At 72.6% G+C, this 17161-nt stretch carries 15 protein-coding genes and 1 pseudogene; 4 read left to right on the forward strand and 12 right to left on the reverse strand.

Features of this window, described 5'->3' with window-relative positions:
* Nucleotides 1-202 precede the first annotated feature (202 nt).
* A complete protein-coding gene (locus tag ACFYM2_RS31960) occupies nucleotides 203-418 on the forward strand; it encodes an I78 family peptidase inhibitor (RefSeq protein WP_359001402.1) in 216 nt (71 codons plus the stop codon).
* Nucleotides 419-504: 86 nt separating this feature from the next.
* Here the strand turns inward: ACFYM2_RS31960 and ACFYM2_RS31965 are convergent, their stop codons facing one another.
* Nucleotides 505-1503 carry a phosphatase PAP2 family protein gene (locus ACFYM2_RS31965; protein ID WP_388841029.1) on the reverse strand — a complete coding sequence of 333 codons (999 nt, stop codon included), beginning with the start codon at nucleotides 1501-1503 and terminating at the stop codon, nucleotides 505-507.
* A 515-nt stretch (nucleotides 1504-2018) separates the two neighbouring features.
* On the opposite strand from ACFYM2_RS31965, the gene ACFYM2_RS31970 reads away from it, so the two are divergent.
* A complete protein-coding gene (locus tag ACFYM2_RS31970; RefSeq protein WP_359001398.1) occupies nucleotides 2019-3692 on the forward strand; it encodes an MFS transporter in 1674 nt (557 codons plus the stop codon).
* 74 nt (nucleotides 3693-3766) lie between these two features.
* Nucleotides 3767-4960, forward strand: a complete 1194-nt coding sequence (locus ACFYM2_RS31975) for an acyl-CoA dehydrogenase family protein (protein WP_359001395.1) — start codon at nucleotides 3767-3769, stop codon at nucleotides 4958-4960.
* 103 nt (nucleotides 4961-5063) lie between these two features.
* On the opposite strand, the gene ACFYM2_RS31980 is transcribed toward ACFYM2_RS31975, so the two are convergent.
* Complete coding sequence (locus ACFYM2_RS31980) at nucleotides 5064-5501, reverse strand: cell division protein SepF (RefSeq protein WP_359001392.1); 438 nt, start codon at nucleotides 5499-5501, stop codon at nucleotides 5064-5066.
* Between the two features lie 318 nt (nucleotides 5502-5819).
* Here ACFYM2_RS31980 and ACFYM2_RS31985 point away from each other — a divergent pair.
* Nucleotides 5820-5953, forward strand: a pseudogene (locus tag ACFYM2_RS31985) (regulator); the annotation flags it as partial.
* Between the two features lie 77 nt (nucleotides 5954-6030).
* Here the strand turns inward: ACFYM2_RS31985 and ACFYM2_RS31990 are convergent.
* The 10 genes from ACFYM2_RS31990 to ACFYM2_RS32035 form a co-directional block, all read right to left on the reverse strand.
* On the reverse strand, nucleotides 6031-7650 hold the full coding sequence (locus ACFYM2_RS31990; protein ID WP_359001389.1) for an ATP-binding cassette domain-containing protein: 1620 nt from the start codon (nucleotides 7648-7650) through the stop codon (nucleotides 6031-6033).
* Nucleotides 7651-7739: 89 nt separating this feature from the next.
* On the reverse strand, nucleotides 7740-8969 hold the full coding sequence (locus ACFYM2_RS31995) for an ATP-grasp domain-containing protein (protein WP_359001386.1): 1230 nt from the start codon (nucleotides 8967-8969) through the stop codon (nucleotides 7740-7742).
* Between the two features lie 256 nt (nucleotides 8970-9225).
* Complete coding sequence (locus ACFYM2_RS32000) at nucleotides 9226-10494, reverse strand: MFS transporter (protein WP_388841033.1); 1269 nt, start codon at nucleotides 10492-10494, stop codon at nucleotides 9226-9228.
* A 60-nt stretch (nucleotides 10495-10554) separates the two neighbouring features.
* The gene (locus tag ACFYM2_RS32005; RefSeq protein WP_388841036.1) at nucleotides 10555-11718 is read right to left on the reverse strand and encodes a DegT/DnrJ/EryC1/StrS family aminotransferase; all 1164 of its coding nucleotides are present in this window, start codon (nucleotides 11716-11718) and stop codon (nucleotides 10555-10557) included.
* Nucleotides 11719-11785: 67 nt separating this feature from the next.
* Nucleotides 11786-12736 carry a CGA synthase-related protein gene (blsF, locus tag ACFYM2_RS32010; RefSeq protein ID WP_388841039.1) on the reverse strand — a complete coding sequence of 317 codons (951 nt, stop codon included), beginning with the start codon at nucleotides 12734-12736 and terminating at the stop codon, nucleotides 11786-11788.
* Between the two features lie 38 nt (nucleotides 12737-12774).
* A complete protein-coding gene (gene blsE / locus ACFYM2_RS32015) occupies nucleotides 12775-13767 on the reverse strand; it encodes a cytosylglucuronate decarboxylase (RefSeq protein WP_388841042.1) in 993 nt (330 codons plus the stop codon).
* Between the two features lie 14 nt (nucleotides 13768-13781).
* The gene (locus tag ACFYM2_RS32020; protein ID WP_388841045.1) at nucleotides 13782-15068 is read right to left on the reverse strand and encodes a hydroxymethylcytosylglucuronate/cytosylglucuronate synthase; all 1287 of its coding nucleotides are present in this window, start codon (nucleotides 15066-15068) and stop codon (nucleotides 13782-13784) included.
* Nucleotides 15065-15664: a hypothetical protein gene (locus tag ACFYM2_RS32025; RefSeq protein ID WP_388458854.1), complete on the reverse strand. Its 600-nt coding sequence runs from the start codon at nucleotides 15662-15664 to the stop codon at nucleotides 15065-15067. Before ACFYM2_RS32025 ends, ACFYM2_RS32020 begins: the two co-directional genes overlap by 4 nt.
* On the reverse strand, nucleotides 15661-16038 hold the full coding sequence (locus ACFYM2_RS32030) for a nucleotide pyrophosphohydrolase (protein ID WP_388458856.1): 378 nt from the start codon (nucleotides 16036-16038) through the stop codon (nucleotides 15661-15663). Before ACFYM2_RS32030 ends, ACFYM2_RS32025 begins: the two co-directional genes overlap by 4 nt.
* Nucleotides 16031-17146: a GNAT family N-acetyltransferase gene (locus tag ACFYM2_RS32035; protein WP_388841048.1), complete on the reverse strand. Its 1116-nt coding sequence runs from the start codon at nucleotides 17144-17146 to the stop codon at nucleotides 16031-16033. The genes ACFYM2_RS32030 and ACFYM2_RS32035 overlap by 8 nt, the downstream gene beginning before the upstream one ends.
* Nucleotides 17147-17161: the final 15 nt, after the last annotated feature.

Consider the following 17161-nt stretch of genomic DNA (forward strand, 5'->3'; position numbering starts at 1 on the left):
CGCGGCGCTGGATAACCGGGCGGCGCGCCAGGAACTGCCCGTACGAGTGACGGAGTTCGAGGCGAAGGACGCCCACGATCCTGTGACAGAAGTGTGACTGGCGGGGTACCGAGGGCGGACAACGCCCGGCTTGTCCGCACGTCGCGGGCGTCACCACCGCCCCCGCTTCCGTCGTCGCGCCGGGCCGCCTACGGTGGGTCGCATGGCACCCATACCGTCGCACTCCGCACATCCCGACGACGCTCCCGCCGCCTATGTGGGTCTCGCCGCCGACGACGCCGAGCGCCGCGCGGCCGAACGGGGCTGGTCCACCGTCAGGTCCCTGCCGCCGGGTTCGGTCATCACCATGGAGTACATGCCGGGGCGGCTGAACTTCGAGGTCGAGCACGGCACCGTGACCCGCTGCTGGCACGGCTGAGCCACGGCGCCCGGCGCCCGGACACAGCGCCCGGAGACGGCGAAGGCCCCCGGTGGGCACCGGGGGCCTTCGTGACTGGCGTGCCGTCAGCCGCCCAGGGGGCGGGCCGGGGCGGTGCCGCGCGGCGCCCGCTCCGTGTGCGGGGGGCGCCGGGTGCCCGAGGGGACGACCGGGGGCCGCTCCGAGCGGGCCGGCTGGTGGGGCCTGGCCGGGAGCGGCCGGCCCGCGCCGCGCGCGCCCGCCACCCCGACCGGCTCGCGCACCGGCGTCTCGTCCTCGTCGTGCCCGCGCCTGGGCGGCATCGCGGCGGCGGAGGGGACCGGCACCGGGACGGGCAGAGCCACGCGGCGCCCGCGTTCGCGCGCCTTGTCGCGCAGCGCGAGCAGGAAGGCCTCGGCGCGGGCGGTGAGCGGTTCGAACCAGGGCAGGGCGAGCAGGATCAGCAGCCCGGCCGCCCAGCCGAGGAGCACGTCGCTCACCCAGTGGGTGCCGAGATAGACGGTGGTCGCCCCCACGCCGAGGGCGACCATGGCCGAGGTGACCGACAGCCAGCGTCTGGCGCGCGGGGTGGTGGCGAGGTAGCCGAGGATGCCCCAGGTCACCACCGCGTTGGCGGTGTGTCCCGAGGGAAATATGTCGCCGCCCGAGAAGAGCTCCGCGGACCCTATCTGCGTGGCGTAGTGCGGGCCGAGCCTGCCGAGCCCCAGTTTGACCGCGCCGACCGTGATGTTGAGCAGCAGAAGGGCCGCTCCGAGGCTCAGGAGCGGCCGCAGGGTGTGCTGGCGCCAGGAGCGCCAGCCCAGCCACGCCATCACCATCACCGCGGTCGGGCCGCGCTGGCCGAGGACCACGAAGTAGTCCAGGAAGCCGTGCAGCTGCGGCCACCGCTCGTACGGCCGGAACAGCATGACCTTCCAGTCCAGCTCGACGAGCCAGGACGACCCGAGAACGGCCACGACGATGGCGAGGTAGAACGCCAACGTCGCGCCGAAGAGGACCTCGCGGTGACGGCTCATCCGCGGGATCTCTATCTTCGGTGGCTCGGGCTCCCGGTCCAGGCGGGCGAAGATTCGGTCAGTACGCACTCAATCGACGTTACAGCGAGTGAGTGAGTGCCCAGGCCGATCCGGGATCTTCGTGATGACGATGTGATGTGGAGTATGTCTCACCCGGATTTTTATTCCCGGCGCCTCCGAATACCCCGCTTTCCGTTCTCCCATTCATGGGAACGGCTGCCGGAACGCCTTGTCCGTATGCCGCGCAATTCCCTTTCGGGGAGCCGGTCGGTGGAATTGCCCCGCCGGTCACCGGACCGGCACACAGGGTAAAGATCATCTTGGGGTGCCGCACGGCGTGGCGCAGGCCACAGCCGGGCCGGCCATCGCGTGAGAGGTGGACCACGCGCGGTAGGCGCGAACTCGCGTACGCTGACGAATCACCCTCCCAGTACCGCGGGCTGTCGCGGGGCCCCGGACGGACCTGCCGAGCGGGTCCTGCCGCCGGCCCGCCGGGCTCGCCGGCCGCGGGAGCGGTGACGGGGGCGGTCCGCGACGGCCGAGCCGTCCCGGGCCCCGAGGCCCGCAGACTGGGAGGTACGTACATGACAGGGACGACTATGGCCGGCGCACGACCGCGTGCCGCCGCCGGCGGCGCCAACCGCTGGGTCATCCTCGTCGTCCTCTGTGTGAGCCTGCTGTTCGTGGCGCTCGACGCCACCGTGCTGCACGTCGCGATCCCCTCGGTCACCGAGGACCTGCGGCCGGGCTCCGTGGAACTGCTGTGGATCGTCGACGCCTACCCGCTGGTGTGCGCCGCCCTCCTCATCCTCTTCGGCACCCTGGGCGACCGGGTGGGCCGGCGCCGGATCCTGCTGCTCGGCTACGGCATCTTCGGCGCCGCCTCCGCGGTGGCCGCCCTCGCCGAATCGGCGCCGGTGCTCATCGCGGCCCGCGCCCTGCTCGGCATCGGCGGCGCGATGATCATGCCCGCCACGCTCTCCATCCTGCGCGTCGTCTTCCCCGACCGCCGCGAGCGGGCCACCGCCATCGGCATCTGGACGGCGGTCGCGGCGATCGGCGCCGCGACCGGACCCGTGCTCGGCGGCTTCCTCGTGCAGCACTTCTGGTGGGGCTCGGTCTTCCTCGTCAACATCCCGCTGATGGCGCTGATGCTGCCGGTCGGCCGCTGGATCCTGCCCGAGTCCAAGGGCAGCTCCGAGGGACCCTGGGACGTGCTCGGGGCGCTGATGGCGGCCGGCGGCATACTCGCCGCCGTCTTCGGCGTGAAGCGGCTCGGCGCCGGTGACGGCCTCCTCGACGGCCCCGCGCTCGCCGCTCTGTGCGCAGGCGCGGCACTGCTCGTCGTCTTCGTGCGCAGGCAGCGCCGGCGCACTCATCCGCTGGTCGACATCAAGCTGTTCTCCCGGCCCGCCTTCGCGACCTCGGTCGGCTGCATCATCATCGCCATGCTGGCGCTCGTGGGCCTCGAACTCATAGCGGTCCAGTACCTCCAGCTCGTGCTCGGGCTCTCCCCGCTCCAGACCGGTCTGCGGATGCTGCCGCTGACCTTCGCCGCGATGGCGGCGGGCGCGACCGGCTCGTACACGCTGCGCCGGCTCGGCCCGCGCCGGATGGTCTGCACCGGCTTCGTGCTGGTGGCGGCGGCCGTGCTGCTGCTCGTCCCGATGGGCCAGAGCGACTGGCCGACGCTGATGATCGTCTCGTTCGTCGTGCTCGGCTTCGGGCTCCAGACCACCCTGTTCGCCGCGTACGAGTCGATGCTCAGCGAGGCGCCGCCCGAGCGGGCCGGCGGCGCGGCCGCCATCGGCGAGACCTCCTACCAGCTCGGCGCCGGCATCGGCATCGCCCTGCTCGGCAGCGTGATGAACGCCGCCTACGCGCCCGGACTCTCCTCGGTCGGCGGTGTCCCCGCCGCCGCGTCGGCCGCCGCCGCGAACTCGCTGGGCGAGGCCTACGACGTCGCCGCCCGGCTCGGCGGTCCGGCCGGCGCGGCCCTGCGCGGCGCGGCCCGCGCGTCCTTCGTGCACGGTCTGCACGTCACGCTGTTCGTCAGCGCGGGCCTGCTGCTCCTGGGCGCGGTGGCCGGGCTGCGGCTGCCCCGCGTCATGGACTGCTCGGTGGCCGGCCAGGACCACGAGCCCGCCCGCGAGAGCGGCCCCGCGCCCGAGCCCGAGCGGCGGCGGGCCGTGCAGCTGCCCTCCCAGACGCGCCCCGGCGATGTGGCCGCCGTGGACTCTGGACGCACGGGACACTGACCCGTAACGTCAGCGCTCAGGTAATAACTATCACTGCTAGTTTTAGTTGAGCGAGAGCCCGCGGAGGCGCCCTCATGTCCGCTCCTTCCTCCAAGCTGCCCCCCTTCGACCCGGCCGATCCGCTCGGCGTCGACGACCTGCTGGACGCCGACGACCTCGCGATCCGCGACACCGTGCGCACCTGGGCCGCCGACCGGGTCCTGCCGCACATCGCCCAGTGGTACGAGAACGGCGAGCTGCCCGGCATCCGCGAACTGGCCCGTGAGCTGGGCTCGATCGGCGCACTCGGCATGTCCCTGACCGGTTACGGCTGCGCGGGCGCCACCGCCGTGCAGTACGGCCTCGCCTGCCTGGAGCTGGAGGCCGCCGACTCCGGCATCCGCTCCCTGGTCTCCGTGCAGGGCTCGCTCGCCATGTACGCGATCTGGCGCTTCGGTTCCGAGGAGCAGAAGCAGCGCTGGCTGCCGGGCATGGCGGCCGGCGAGACCATCGGCTGCTTCGGCCTGACCGAGCCCGACCACGGCTCCGACCCGGCCGGCATGCGCACGTACGCCAAGAAGGACGGCGACGACTGGGTGCTCAACGGCCGCAAGATGTGGATCACCAACGGATCGGTGGCCGGGGTCGCCGTCGTGTGGGCCCGGACCGAGGAGGGCATCCGCGGCTTCGCCGTGCCCACCGACGCACCCGGGTTCTCGGCCCCCGAGATCAAGCACAAGTGGTCGCTGCGCGCCAGCGTCACCAGTGAGCTGGTCATGGACGACGTACGGCTGCCCGCCGACGCGGTGCTGCCCGGCGTCACCGGACTCAAAGGACCGCTCAGCTGTCTCTCGCACGCGCGGTACGGCATCGTGTGGGGCGCGATGGGGGCGGCGCGCTCCTCCTTCGAGGCGGCGCTCGGCTACGCGAGGACCCGCGAGCAGTTCGGCCGGCCCATCGGCGGCTTCCAGCTCACCCAGGCCAAACTCGCCGACATGGCGCTCGAACTGCACAAGGGCATCCTGCTCGCCCACCACCTGGGCCGCCGCATGGACGCGGGCAGGCTCCGGCCGGAGCAGGTCAGCTTCGGCAAGCTCAACAACGTGCGGGAGGCGATCGAGATCTGCCGCACCTCACGCACGATCCTCGGCGCCAACGGGATCTCGCTCGAATACCCGGTGATGCGGCACGCCACCAACCTCGAATCGGTGCTCACCTACGAGGGCACCGTGGAAATGCACCAACTCGTTCTGGGTAAGGCGCTCACCGGACTTGACGCCTTCCGGTGACCGCGCCGCCCGGCGCCCGCGCGCCGGGCCGGCTTTCGGGGGACGCCGCGGCCCACGGCACGCGCGCCGTGGCCCGGCCCCCCGGCCGGGAGGCGTCCCCGCGTCAGCTCTGGTTGAAGAATCCGCCGGTCTGCCGGCCGGCGGCCTCGCCGTTGACGATCTCGGTGTCGGCGGGGGTGAGCAGGAAGACTCTCGTCGCCACGCGCTCGATGGAGCCGCGCAGTCCGAAGGTGAGCCCGGCGGCGAAGTCGACGACGCGCTTGGCGTCCCCGGCGTCCATGCCCGTCAGGTTCACGATCACCGGCACGCCCTCGCGGAACAGCTCCCCGATGCCCCGGGCGTCACGGAAGCCGTCCGGCGTGATGGTGGCGATGCGGCGGTCGCGCTCCTCGGCCGCTTCGGAGGCCACCCGTACCCGCGGGTCCGTCACCCAGGCCTCGCCGGACTCGGCGGCACCTTCGGTGTACTCGTCGTCGTAGTAGCGGTCGTCGTTGTCCTCGACAAGTCCCAGCCAGGCACTCGCCTTGCGCACCGATCCCATGGACGCCTCCTCTCGCAGCGGTCTTCTTCTTGTGTCTTCTTCTCTTCCCTATCCCTATGGTCGTCCATGATGCGGATCTCGCGCCAAGTGGATAGTCGCCGCGCAGGTGATTCGTGACGGTACTGGCACACAGGATGTGGCGATTCGTCAGGAAACTTCTGGGATAAGGCCGGTACGGGAAGTCCGGTGTAACAAAATGAAGAATCCACCTCCGCATGGGTGACGGACGGGTCGTACGGGTGAACGGTGCACTCGATACGATGCGTGCCGCACTGAAGAACGAGGCGACGGCAACAGCGCTCGCCGCCACCCGGGGGGATGGCCCATCTGTGCGGGCTCTGCCTCGCACTTCGCGCCGACCACGGACGGCCGGCCCGGGTCGTGACCCCTACGACGGCCTGATCATCCCGGTCCTGACGGAGACTCAGGCCGAGCCTGGACGCCGTGGAGCACCTGGAAACTGACGCCGCGTCGGGTGCCGGGCTGCGTCAACTGCTGACCGACTCCCCGGCCGCGCGGCCGGGTTGCCTCAGCGGGCCCGGACGACCCGGCGCTCGTCCCACACCGGCTCCGGCGTCTCGCGCACCACGCCGTCCGAGCCGAAGACCAGATACCGGTCGAAGGAGCGCGCGAACCAGCGGTCGTGCGTGACGGCCAGCACCGTCCCCTCGTACGCCTCAAGACCCTCCTGAAGCGCCTCCGCCGACTCCAGGTCCAGGTTGTCGGTGGGCTCGTCCAGGAGCAGGGCCGTGGTGCCGGCCAGTTCGAGGAGCAGGATCTGGAAGCGGGCCTGCTGGCCGCCGGAGAGCCGGTCGAAGGGCTGGTCGCCCTGGCGCTCCAGCTCGTAGCGGCGCAGGATCGACATGGCGCCGCCCCGGTCGCGGGCGTGCTCGGACCACAGCGTGTCCACCAAGGTGCGGCCCATCAGCTCCGGGTGGGCGTGGGTCTGCGCGAAGTGTCCCGGCACCACGCGCGCGCCGAGCTTGAAGGTGCCGGTGTGCGCCACGTCCTCGCCCGCGAGCAGCCGCAGGAAGTGCGACTTGCCCGAGCCGTTGGAGCCGAGGACCGCGACGCGCTCGCCGTAGAAGACCTCCAGCGAGAACGGCTTCATGAGCCCGGTCAGCTCAAGGTTCTCGCACGTCACCGCGCGCACCCCGGTCCGGCCGCCGTGCAGGCGCATCCGGATCTCCTGCTTGCGGGGCGGCTCGGGCGGCGGGCCGATCTCCTCGAACTTGCGAAGCCGGGTCTTGGCGGCCTGATAGCGCGACGCCATCTCGTCGCTGCGCGCCGCGTACTGCTGCATGTCCTGCACGAGCCGCTTGAGCTGGGCGTGCTTCTCGTCCCACCTGCGGCGCAGCTCCTCGAAGCGCGCGAACCGCTCCTGGCGCGCCTCGTGGAATGTCCCGAAACCGCCGCCGTGCACCCACACGTCGGACCCGGCCGGGCTCGGCTCCACGGCCACGATCTTCTCGGCGCCCCTGGCGAGCAGTTCCCGGTCGTGCGAGACGAACAGGACCGTCTTACGGGTCTCCCGCAGCCGCTCCTCCAGCCAGCGCTTGCCGGGTACGTCCAGGTAGTTGTCCGGCTCGTCCAGGAGCAGCACCTCGTCGGGCCCGCGCAGCAGCGCTTCGAGCACGAGCCGCTTCTGCTCACCACCGCTGAGCGTGCGCACCTCGCGGAACTGCGCCTTGTCGTACGGCGTCCCGAGCGCGGCCATGGTGCACATGTCCCACACCGTCTCGGCCTCGTAGCCCCGCGCCTCGGCCCAGTCGCTGAGCGCCTGCGCGTACTTCATCTGCGCGGCCTCGTCGTCCACCGTCATGATCAGGTGCTCCGCCGCGTCCACCTCGGCGGCCGCCGCCCTGATCCTCGGCTGGGCCACGGAGACCAGCAGGTCACGCACCGTACGCTCGTCGCGCACCGAACCGACGAACTGCGGCATGACACCGACGCCGCCGCTCGATGTCACCGAGCCGCCGTGCGGTTGCAGCTCGCCCGAGATCAGCCGCAAAAGCGTGGTCTTGCCCGCTCCGTTGGCCCCCACGAGCGCCACCACGGCGCCGTCGCCCACCCGGAACGACACATCACCGAGCAGCACCCGCCCGTCCGGCAGGTAGTACTCCAGGTGCGAAGCTTCCAGGTGTCCCATGGTCCAGAATCCTTACCTGCCGCGCGCGACGGCACAAAGCGTTTTTTCGGTACGAGTGGGGTGGGCGGAGCGGGCGCCCGGCGTGCGGGTCAGGGCGTCGCCGCGCCGACCTCGACCCGGAAATGCTCCAGCACGTTCTCCATCCGGGCGGCGGTTTCGGCCACGTCCGCGCCCTCCACGTGCACATATCCCGACGCGGCGTGCGAGGCGCGCTGCGGATCGGTGAACGTGCCCGGCGCGACGGACACCCGCCCGCCCAGCACACCGGGCAGACGCAGCAGTTCCTCGAGCGGCGTGACGCTGCGGATGTGCCCGGCGGGCAGCGGAAGCAGCAGGTCGCCCACGGCGCGACGGCGGGAGTAGCGCAGGTCCGGGACGCGCCCGAGGTAGCTGTCGAGGATGGCGCCGAAGACGTCGAAGCCGTACGACAGCCCGTGGTTGGTGGGGATCTCGCAGCCGGCCAGGCGCGCGCCGATCTCACTCATCCAGAAGGAGCCGTCCTCGTCGAGGAAGAACTCCATGTGCAGATAGCCGTGGTCCAGTCGCATCCCGTCGACCAGACGCTGGGTGATCTCCTTGACGTCGACGGGCAGTTGGGCCGGGTCGGCGATGGTGACGTTGGCGTTCATCGCGCCGTCCACGGTCTCCAGGAGCGCCGCGGGCGTCCACGAGGGCCAGGCGTCGAGCACCTTGCCCCGCGCCACCAGGGCGCACAGCTGGTACTCCTTGCCGGTCAGGAACTCCTCCACCATCCACGCGCGGCCGTCGAGGGCGGGGAGCCGGTCGAAGTCCCGCGGTCCTTCGAGCTTGAAGGTGTCGATGCTGGAGAAGGAGTCGGTCGGCTTGAGGACGACCGGCCAGCCCCACTGGGCGGCGTGCGCCGAGATGTCGTCGAGGGTGCGCACCATCCGGTACGCGGCGCAGGGGATGCCCAGTTCGGCGAAGCGGTCCTTCATCCGGGGCTTGTGCCGCACCCAGGCGACCTGTTCCTCGTCCAGGTGCGGCAGACCGGCCAGACCGGCGAAGGCCTGGGAGATCTCCTGCAACGGTTCCTGCGGGTTGCAGAAGTGGCGCGGCGGCGATGCCTGGCGCGCGGCCCACTCCCGGTAGCGGGCCGCCTCCTGCTCCAGCGGTACGCCGTCGGCGACGGTGAAGGCGGGCAGGTGGCGCGTGCGCTCGCGGTAGTCGAGCGGCAGGTACGACGCCCAGCGCTCGAAGCGGAGCAGGGTCACGTCGATGTCCGTCCGGCCGATCACGTAGTCCGTGAAACTGCCCGGGCGGCCGTCGGCCAGGAGGAGGGAGGGACGGGGTTCTGCCATGGGAATTCCTTCGCTGGAACAGGCGAGGGGCGCCGGTACGGGAACGAGGGGCCGGGGTGGGAACGCGGGGCCGGCGCGGGCGGGCCGAGCGCGGGCGGGGAGGAGGGCCGGACGGTGCGGGACGGCTCGGGTCAAGGACTGCCCGGCCCCGCCCGGCCTTCCGGTCTGGGGTCTCGCGATGGGAGCACGTCGTGGGGACCAAGGCGGTTCGGGGCGTGCGGGGCCCGGCCCCCGGCCCTGGTCCACCAGACACCCCCTAGTCCTGGGGCAGGGCGCTCGCCCCGGTGACGGGGGCGGTCGCGGCCGGCGCGGGCGTCTCGGGGACCCCGGCAGCGGCCTCGTCGTCCGCGCCGCCCGCCCGCACGAACCGATGGCGTACCGCGCAGGCGACCCCCGTGCCCGCCAGGAGCGCCGCGATCGCCGCGACGAAGGCCGCCCACGTCCCGTAACCGCTGATGAGCAGGCCGCCGAGCGAGGCGCCCACGGCGCTGCCGATCACATTGACGGTGATGACCCAGGTGAAGGCCTCGGTGACCGTGCCCGTGGGCGCGGTGCGGGCCACCAGTTCGTACTCCACCGCCGTGACCGGGGCGATGGCTAGACCGCCCACGGCCAGCGCGGCGCCCATCGACCAGTTGTCCCACGCCAGCAGAGGCAGTCCGGTGGCGACGGTCAGGGCCGCGAGTCCGACCGTGAACGTCCGCTCGGCGGGGCCGTGTTGCTTCCTGCTGCCGTACCAGACTCCGCCGATCACTCCGCCGACCCCCCAGGCGCCGAAGATCAGCCCCACGCTGTCGGCCGAGCCGTGCTCCGCCGCGAAGGCCGGCAGGACGAGGTTGAACACGCCCATGGAGACGGCGCAGCAGGCCAGGACGGCGAGCAGCCACACCAGACCCGGCGAGCGCAGGGCGCCCAGCAGATCGCGCTCGGTCGGCTCGGCGCGCCAGGTGCGCGAGGCCCGGGTGGTGGCGAGGCCGATCGCGCCGACGCCGGCCAGCAGCCCCCCGACGATCAGGGCGGTGCCGGGGCTGCCCCAGAACAGCACGGCGCTCAACAGCAGCGGGCCGCCGATGACGAACACCTCGCTGAGGACCGCTTCCAGGGAGAACCCGGCCTCGCGGCCGCTGGGCAGCGCGGTCCACAGTGACCGGATGCACCCGCTGACCGGCGGGATGGTGGCGCCCGCCACGACCGCGCACCCCAGCTGAAGCGCCTCGGCGTCGGGCGACGCGCGCACCAGGCAGATCAGGGCCAGCGGATGGACGATCCCGGTGATGAGGAGCAGCGGCGGCTGGCCGTGCACGTCCACCCGCCGGGCGACGACGGGCGCCAAGGCGGCGCCGCCCAGCGTGTACGCGGCGAGCAGCAGGCCCGCGGATCCGTAGCCGGTGCCGCGCGAGGTGGTCAGGACCACCAGCGCGAGCGTGACCAGGTAGAGCGGGAAGCGGCCGACGACGCTCCACAGCAGGGGCCCGCGGATGGCCCCGTTCTTCAACAGGGTGGCGAATTTGTTCTCGGGGGGCATCAACTTCTCCGGTGCGTGCGGCTGTCGCGGGGCGTCGGGTGGACGGCGGTCAGCGGCGGGTCACAGTGCGGCGAGCACCGAGGCGACCTGCTTGGCCATCAACGTCTGGTTCTCCACGTCGAGTTCGGGAGCCAGGGGGATGCAGAGCGTACGGCCGAGCCGTTCGCGGGTGGCGGTGAAGCCGTCGCGGCTCAGGGCCCGGAAGCGGTCGTCGCCGTCCGCCAGGTTCCACGGGAAGCCGTCGGCGTACAGGGAGGCGCGTCCCGCGACGACGGGGTGGTCGGGAAGCAGGTACTTGTCCAGGCTCCAGCACGGCAGCCCCTGTTCGGTGAGCCGGTCAAGGGCCCGGTCGCGCAGTTCGCGGGAGTCGAGCAGCAGACGCACGCTGGTCTTGACGTCTCCGGCGCGCTTGGGGGAGACCTCGATGCCGGGGCGGGCCGCGACCGTCTCCAGGGTGAGCGCGTAGTGGCGCTCCAGGCTCTCCAGGATCTCGTCGAGCAGGCGGAACTGCTGGAGCTGGACGGCGGTGACCGCCTCGTTGGCGCACAGGTTCTCGCCGTAGAACGCGCCCGGCTCGAACGCCGGGTACTTGCCCTGCTCGCGCGCCGAGCCGTGGTCGGTGTAGGAGCGAAGGACATCCCAGTCGGCGGGGTCGCGGACCACCACGAGGCCGCCCTCGCCGGAGGTGAGGATTTTGGCGTGGTGGAAGCTGAAGGTGCCCGCGTAGCCGACGCTGCCCGCGCACCGGCCGTCCTCGTGCCGGCCGCCCATGGCCTGGGCGGTGTCCTCGATGACGTACGGGACGTGCTCGGGGAGGTCGGCGACCAGGCCCTCCATGTGCGCCACGATCACCCGCTCCGCGCCCTCGGGCAGCAGCGAGGCGTCCAGGCCGAAGCGCTCGTCGACGTCCACCGGGACCGGGATGAGACCGCAGGACAGGACCGCCCCGGCCACCGCGACGAACGTGACGGCCGGTATGTACACGGGCTCGCCGATGCGGGGGCGGGTGCCCATGAGGGCCACCCTGAGGGCCTGGGTGCCGTTGGGCACAGCCAACGCCCGTGCCGCGCCCAGCCGTTCGGCTGCGTGGGCCTCAAGGAGGTCGGCGTTGCTGGGGGCGGGCGCGCTGTAACGGAAGAGGACCTTGTTGTCGAGGGCCTGGCGCAGCTCGGGGGTTTCCTGCCAGCCCAGGTAGTTGGCGCCATAGGGAAGGGGACGCAGCACGGGAACGGGTTCCTCTCTCAACGGACGGAAAAGCGGAGCGGGTCGGCGCGGGCGGCGGCGCGCCGGGTCAGAACGGGGCGAGCAGCAGCTGACGGACCTGACGGGCCACGCGCTGCGCGCCGCGCCGGTCGTCACCGGCCTCGTTCAGGGCCGCCGTGACGCGCTCCCACAGCGCATCGCCGCCCTGGACGGCGGCCTCCACCGCTTCTTGGGGCCGGTCCGGGGCGAGCACGCCGGCCCCCACGGCCTCGGTGATCATGTCGAGGCGCCGTGCCTGGGTGGTGTCGAGCGCGGGGAGCAGAAGCAGCGGTACGCGCGTGGCGTGCGCCTGGTTGACGGCGCTCAGCAGGGGCGAGGAGAGCAGGACGGAGGCCTGCGCGAGCAGGTGCTCGGTGGCGGCGTCGGCGCCGCTGTGCACCGCGACCTCGGGAGCGCCGGGCCCGGCGTCGATGCCCCCGGCGTCCACCAGCGCGTCCCGCACCGCCCGTGGCGCGTCCAGGACGAGGGCGAGCACCGGCAGGCCCGCACCGCGTACGGCGTCGACGGCGGCCCGCAGGACCGCGTGGGAGCGCGCGAAGTCCGGCGTCCTCTCGGACAGCCCGGCGGGCGTGGACAGTTGGATGACCGCGCCGCGCGCCGCACGGGCCCGGGCGGACCGGGGCGGGGCGATGGTCCCCACGCCGTGCACCCCCCTCACGCGCAGGCTCGGCAGCCAGCCGGGCCGGTGCTGACAGCGGACGAGCGCGCTCGGCCAGCCGTCGGCGGCCGCCGCGCCGCCGGCGTCGACGAACACCACCGGCACGCCGGACGCGCTCAGGCGCTCGGCGAGCGCGGTGTCGTCGCACACCACGGCGGCATCGGGGGCGGGGCCGCCCGGCTGCTCACCGACGAGTTCGACCTCGGTGAGATGGGCGGCGATGTAACGCAAGGTGGCGCGCGACTCCAGGTCGTCGCGGGAGGCGGCCACCACCCGCAGCCGGGGCGGCGCGGGTCGCGGTGAAAGGGTGGGAGAGGACATGGGTGCTCCGGGACCGTGGGAAGGGAAGGGCCGGCGGGTCAGTAACTCCAGGCGGGCACGGAACCCATCCGGGCCAGGTCGTCGCTGTATCCGGCGGCGGTGGCCGAACACCCGCCGCACATGGACGGCCCCTGCTGCTTGAACAGTTCGACGTGGCTACGGAAGACGGGGCTGTCGAGCATCACCTTGCCGTCGTCGTCGCGCAGCGGAGCGCCGCCGGGCCCCTCGTCGCCCTCCTTGTGCGGGAGGCAACTGCACGAGAAGGCACGGCCGTTCTTGCCGTCCAGATAGATCACGTCATCGGTGACCAGGCACAACGGCTCGGAGGCGCGCGGCGGCAGCGAGTTCTCGAAGAAGTCGTGCCGCTCCTGGGCGGTGTCGCCGTAGAAGCGCTTGCCGAGCGGGACCACCTTGACGGCGGGGTCGGCCGTGTAGATCGGCTCGCAGGCCTGGACGACCTGCTCAGCCGAGGGGTAGCGGATCTCGCGGTCCAGCTTGATCGCCGAGAGCTCCCACTGCTGTACGCCGATGTCGCTCAGCAGGTTCTGGAGGTCCGGCATCTGGTCGAAGTTGTGCGGGCCCACCACCGAGTTGACGCGGGGGATGATGCCGAGCTCCTTGGCGCGGCGCAGCCCCTCGACGCCGTTGTCGAACATGCCGGGGGAGCGGCGGTAGACGTCGTGGGTGGCCGCCGACGAGCCGTCGAGGCTGACGATCACCTGGGCGAGGCCCGCGTCGGCCAGCCGGTCCACGAAGCGGGGCAGGAACATGCCGTTAGTGATGAGCGACATGCGCATGCCGTGCTCGGTGCCCAGGCGCACGAGCTCCACCACGTCACGGTGCATCAACGGCTCGCCGCCGGTGAACCGGACGTAGCCCACGCCCTTGTCCACGGCGTCGGGGAGCAGTTCGGCGAAGTCCTCGACGCTGAAGCGGTAGCTGTCGCGGGAGAGCGCGAACTCGCACATGAAGCAGTCGGCGTTGCACGCCTCGAGGACGCGGATGAACAGATACCGGTGGCGGTTCTGCATGGGGGACCAGCCTTTCAGGAGGAGTGGGGCGCGGTGCCGGTACGGGCGGTGGCGAGGACGGCGTCGGCGACCTGGCCCGCGCCGCCGGTGCCGACCAGGCGGGCGAGTCCGGTCCACAGGCCCGCGTTCGCCTCGACGGCGGCAAGGCATGCGCCGATGCGCGCGGCGAGGGCGGCGCGCACCGGACCTGGCTCCGCGGCCGCGCGCGCGATCCCGCCGTAGATGAGCGCGAGCGCCGCGTCCTCGCCGGGCGAGCCGCCCGGCTCACCGTCGTCGCCCTCGCCCCGCCCGCCGCCGTCGAGGCGGGCATCCAGCACGTCCTGGGCCCGGAAGACGGTGTCGGGCCAGGCCACGACCGGCGCGCTCGTCGCCTGGGCGTAGAACGTGGCGTTGAGGATCTGGCTGATGTTCTGCGGCGGCAGGCACACCACGGGGACGCCGCGCGTGCCGGCCTCCAGGAGCGTGGTCAGGCCGGGGGAGGCCAGCAGGACGTCCGCGTCGGCGACCGCTTCGAGGAAGCCCTGGTGTCCGAGCGCGCCGCTGCGCACCGTGAGGCCGTCGGGCATGACCTCCTGGAGCCGGTCGCGCAGCGGGGCGGACAGATTGCCGCACAGGGTGACCTCGGCCACCCCCCACGCGGCCAGCGCGCGCAGGGCGGCGGGCACCACCAGCAGGAGATAGTCCAGGGGGTCGTCGAGCAACGGCGAAAGGAGTCCGCCCAGGCTCACCACGGCGCGGCGCGTGCCCGGCTCCCGTACGTCCCGCTCGGGCCGGGCCTGCGCGGGCACCACCACCGACTCCACCCAGCGCAGGTTCTCCACCCGGGCCATCACCGGCCAGGCGGGACCCGGAAGGCCGGGGCAGAGCTGGGCGCAGTAGACGGCGGCCCGCAGCGGGAGGCCGGCCACGTCCTCCTCGGTCCACAGGAAGGGGAGGCTGTCGACGAAGACGACCGGGGCCCCGGCCTCCTGGAAGCCGGTCGCCGCCGCGCGGTCCAGGACGCACAGGGCGACATCGATGGACTGCTCCTCGACCAGGGCCCGCAGCGCGCGGGGATCGGCCAGGTCCACGTCGTGCCACTCGGTGACGCCGTAGCCCCGGACCACGTCGCGGCCGAGCCGTGAGCCGACGCCCACGAAGCGGACGTCGTCACCGAGGCGGTCGCGCAGGGCGCCGACGACCGCGCCGAGCTTTCCCGCGCTGCCCCATCCGAATTCGACCCCGCACAGCGCCACGGTCGGCGTGGTGCTCGCGGGCGGCGCGCCGTGGGCGGCGGGTGCCGTGTCTGGGGTGGTCGTCATGATGCGGCTGCCTCCTGGGGGCGGCGGTGGTAGGCGAGCGCGGTGTCGAGGTCGGCGGCGCCCCACGGCCCGGGGCGGGCGCCGAGCGCGCCGGCCCAGCCGAGCGCCGCGGCGACCGCCGCCCGCACGGACGGCTCGCTCCAGCTGCCGTCGAAGTCGAGCGGCAGAACGGGGGAGACCTCGCCGAGCGCCGAGATCATCGGGCTGTAGGCGGTGCCGGGGTCGAGCAGGAGGGCGACGGGCTTGCGCATCGCCGATGCCCAGCCCAGTTCGAGCGCGACCCCGCTGGAGGCCGGCGTGCCGGGGTAGGCGAGCACCAGGTCGGCGCATTGCAGGGCCCGGAAGTCGGAGGGCACGCACTCCTGCGGGGGCAGCCCCCACTCGCCCCAGCCCTCGTTGTGGTGGGCGTTGAAGACGGCGTGCCCGGCGTCGAGGAGCGCGTCGCGCAGCGACGAGAGGCGGGCGCGCCACAGCGGGCTCACCACACCGTTGTCCGCCTCGATGAACTGGACGAACGGGGCGGCGAGGAAGACCCGGAGCCCGGGCGTGGCGGCCGCGCCGCCCCGGGCGCGCTCCTGTGCGGTGTCGGGTGTCATACCGCCTCCTGGTCCGCGGCGAGCTGGTTGTACTTGAGGGCGTTGCCACGGGCCAGTTCCACCGGGTAGCGCTGCTCGTTGACGGCGAGCTTGTCGCGGGCCGCGGCCAGCAGGTCGATGTCCACCGAATCCGCCACCCGCAGCAGGTAGTTGAGGATGTCGGCGAGCTCGAAGCCGAGCTCACGGCGGAAGGCGGCGTCCTCGGCCGGCTTGCGCAGCGCCTCCTCGGGGGTGAGCCACTGGAGCATCGCCAAAAGCTCCCCGGTCTCGCCGCCCAGTGCCATCGCGAGGTTCTTCGGGTTCTGGAACGCGTCCCAGCCGCGCGCGGCGACGAACGCCCGCAGGTCCGCCGCGTACTCTTCGAGATCAGTCATGTGCTTCTCCGGATCGGGACTGCGCCGAGGGCAGGAAGAGGCCCCACTGAACGGTGCAGGTGTCGGGGTGGTAGGCGGCGGGCAGCAGGCCTTCGAGGGACCATCCGCTGCTCTGCATCCGCGCGGTGATGGCGGGATCGGGCGGCAGGTGCGAGTAGAGCTTGCGGCCCAGTCCCGCGAAGAGCCGGGGCAGTTGGTCCAGGAGCCGGCCAAGGAGCGCGGGGCTGTCCGCGCACAGCGGCATCAGCTTGACCGGCTCGCCCTTCTTCGGCCCGGCCGCGGCGACACCGCGCACCGTGCCCGCCTCGTCCACCGCCACGTAGATGATTTTGAACTTGTTGTTGACGTCGGCCGCGTGGCGCCGGTTGTGGCCGGCCACCAGGGCGTCCACCCAGTCCCCGTCCACGCCCCGGTACGCCTCGGGCATGGTGCGCAGGATCAGATCGCGCAGCCCTTGCGCGTCCTCGGGCCGGAACAGCCGGACCCGGAGGTTTTCCCCCGCGTCGCCCTCCCCGTCGGCGGCGGCCTCGCGCCCGGGAGCGGTGGGGACGGTGGGGACGTCCTTGTACAGCATGTACTCGGTGACGCCGGGCTTGTACTGGCCGGGCGCCCCGCCGGCCAGGACGAAGCCGTGGCCCAGGAAGAAGCCGAGCGCGGCGGTGTTGGCGGCGGCCACCGTGCAGTACAGCTGCCGGGCACCGGCCTCGCGGGCGAAGTCCTCCGCGACCCCGAGCAGGGCCGTGCCGAGCCCGGAGCGGCTGCGCTGTTCCGGTACGAGGATGAGCGGGCTGATCTTCACCGTGCCCTGGCGCTTGACCACCAGATGCAGCACGCCCAGGCGCGTCGCGTCCTGTCCCTCGCCCGCGCACAGCACGAAGGTGCGCTGGGAGAGGGAGAAGTGGCCGAACTTGTCGCGCCCCGCCGCCAGATGCGCGTCCAGGACGCGGTCCGCGTGGGCGATGTGGTCGCCGTTGTAGAACGGGCTGAGCGTGTCGGCGAACAGGGTCCGCAGAAACTCCCGGTCGCTCTCGGTGGCGTGGCGGGTGCGGGGCACGCCGTGCGGCAGCGTCCCGGTCGTGGAGCGAGGGGTGTAGGCAGGGGCTGTCACCGTGTCATCACCTGT

Source organism: Streptomyces sp. NPDC006711, from assembly GCF_042869775.1.
Lineage (GTDB): Bacteria > Actinomycetota > Actinomycetes > Streptomycetales > Streptomycetaceae > Streptomyces.

Bases quoted from the DNA above. Each gene is read 5' to 3' on its own strand.
- ACFYM2_RS31960 (WP_359001402.1), top strand. From the start codon at position 203: ATGGCACCCATACCGTCGCACTCCGCACATCCCGACGACGCTCCCGCC.
- ACFYM2_RS31970 (WP_359001398.1), top strand. From the start codon at position 2,019: ATGACAGGGACGACTATGGCCGGCGCACGACCGCGTGCCGCCGCCGGC.
- ACFYM2_RS31975 (WP_359001395.1), top strand. From the start codon at position 3,767: ATGTCCGCTCCTTCCTCCAAGCTGCCCCCCTTCGACCCGGCCGATCCG.
- ACFYM2_RS31980 (WP_359001392.1), bottom strand. From the start codon at position 5,501: ATGGGATCGGTGCGCAAGGCGAGTGCCTGGCTGGGACTTGTCGAGGAC.
- ACFYM2_RS31990 (WP_359001389.1), bottom strand. From the start codon at position 7,650: ATGGGACACCTGGAAGCTTCGCACCTGGAGTACTACCTGCCGGACGGG.
- ACFYM2_RS31995 (WP_359001386.1), bottom strand. From the start codon at position 8,969: ATGGCAGAACCCCGTCCCTCCCTCCTCCTGGCCGACGGCCGCCCGGGC.
- ACFYM2_RS32000 (WP_388841033.1), bottom strand. From the start codon at position 10,494: ATGCCCCCCGAGAACAAATTCGCCACCCTGTTGAAGAACGGGGCCATC.
- blsF (WP_388841039.1), bottom strand. From the start codon at position 12,736: ATGTCCTCTCCCACCCTTTCACCGCGACCCGCGCCGCCCCGGCTGCGG.
- blsE (WP_388841042.1), bottom strand. From the start codon at position 13,767: ATGCAGAACCGCCACCGGTATCTGTTCATCCGCGTCCTCGAGGCGTGC.
- ACFYM2_RS32020 (WP_388841045.1), bottom strand. From the start codon at position 15,068: ATGACGACCACCCCAGACACGGCACCCGCCGCCCACGGCGCGCCGCCC.
- ACFYM2_RS32025 (WP_388458854.1), bottom strand. From the start codon at position 15,664: ATGACACCCGACACCGCACAGGAGCGCGCCCGGGGCGGCGCGGCCGCC.
- ACFYM2_RS32030 (WP_388458856.1), bottom strand. From the start codon at position 16,038: ATGACTGATCTCGAAGAGTACGCGGCGGACCTGCGGGCGTTCGTCGCC.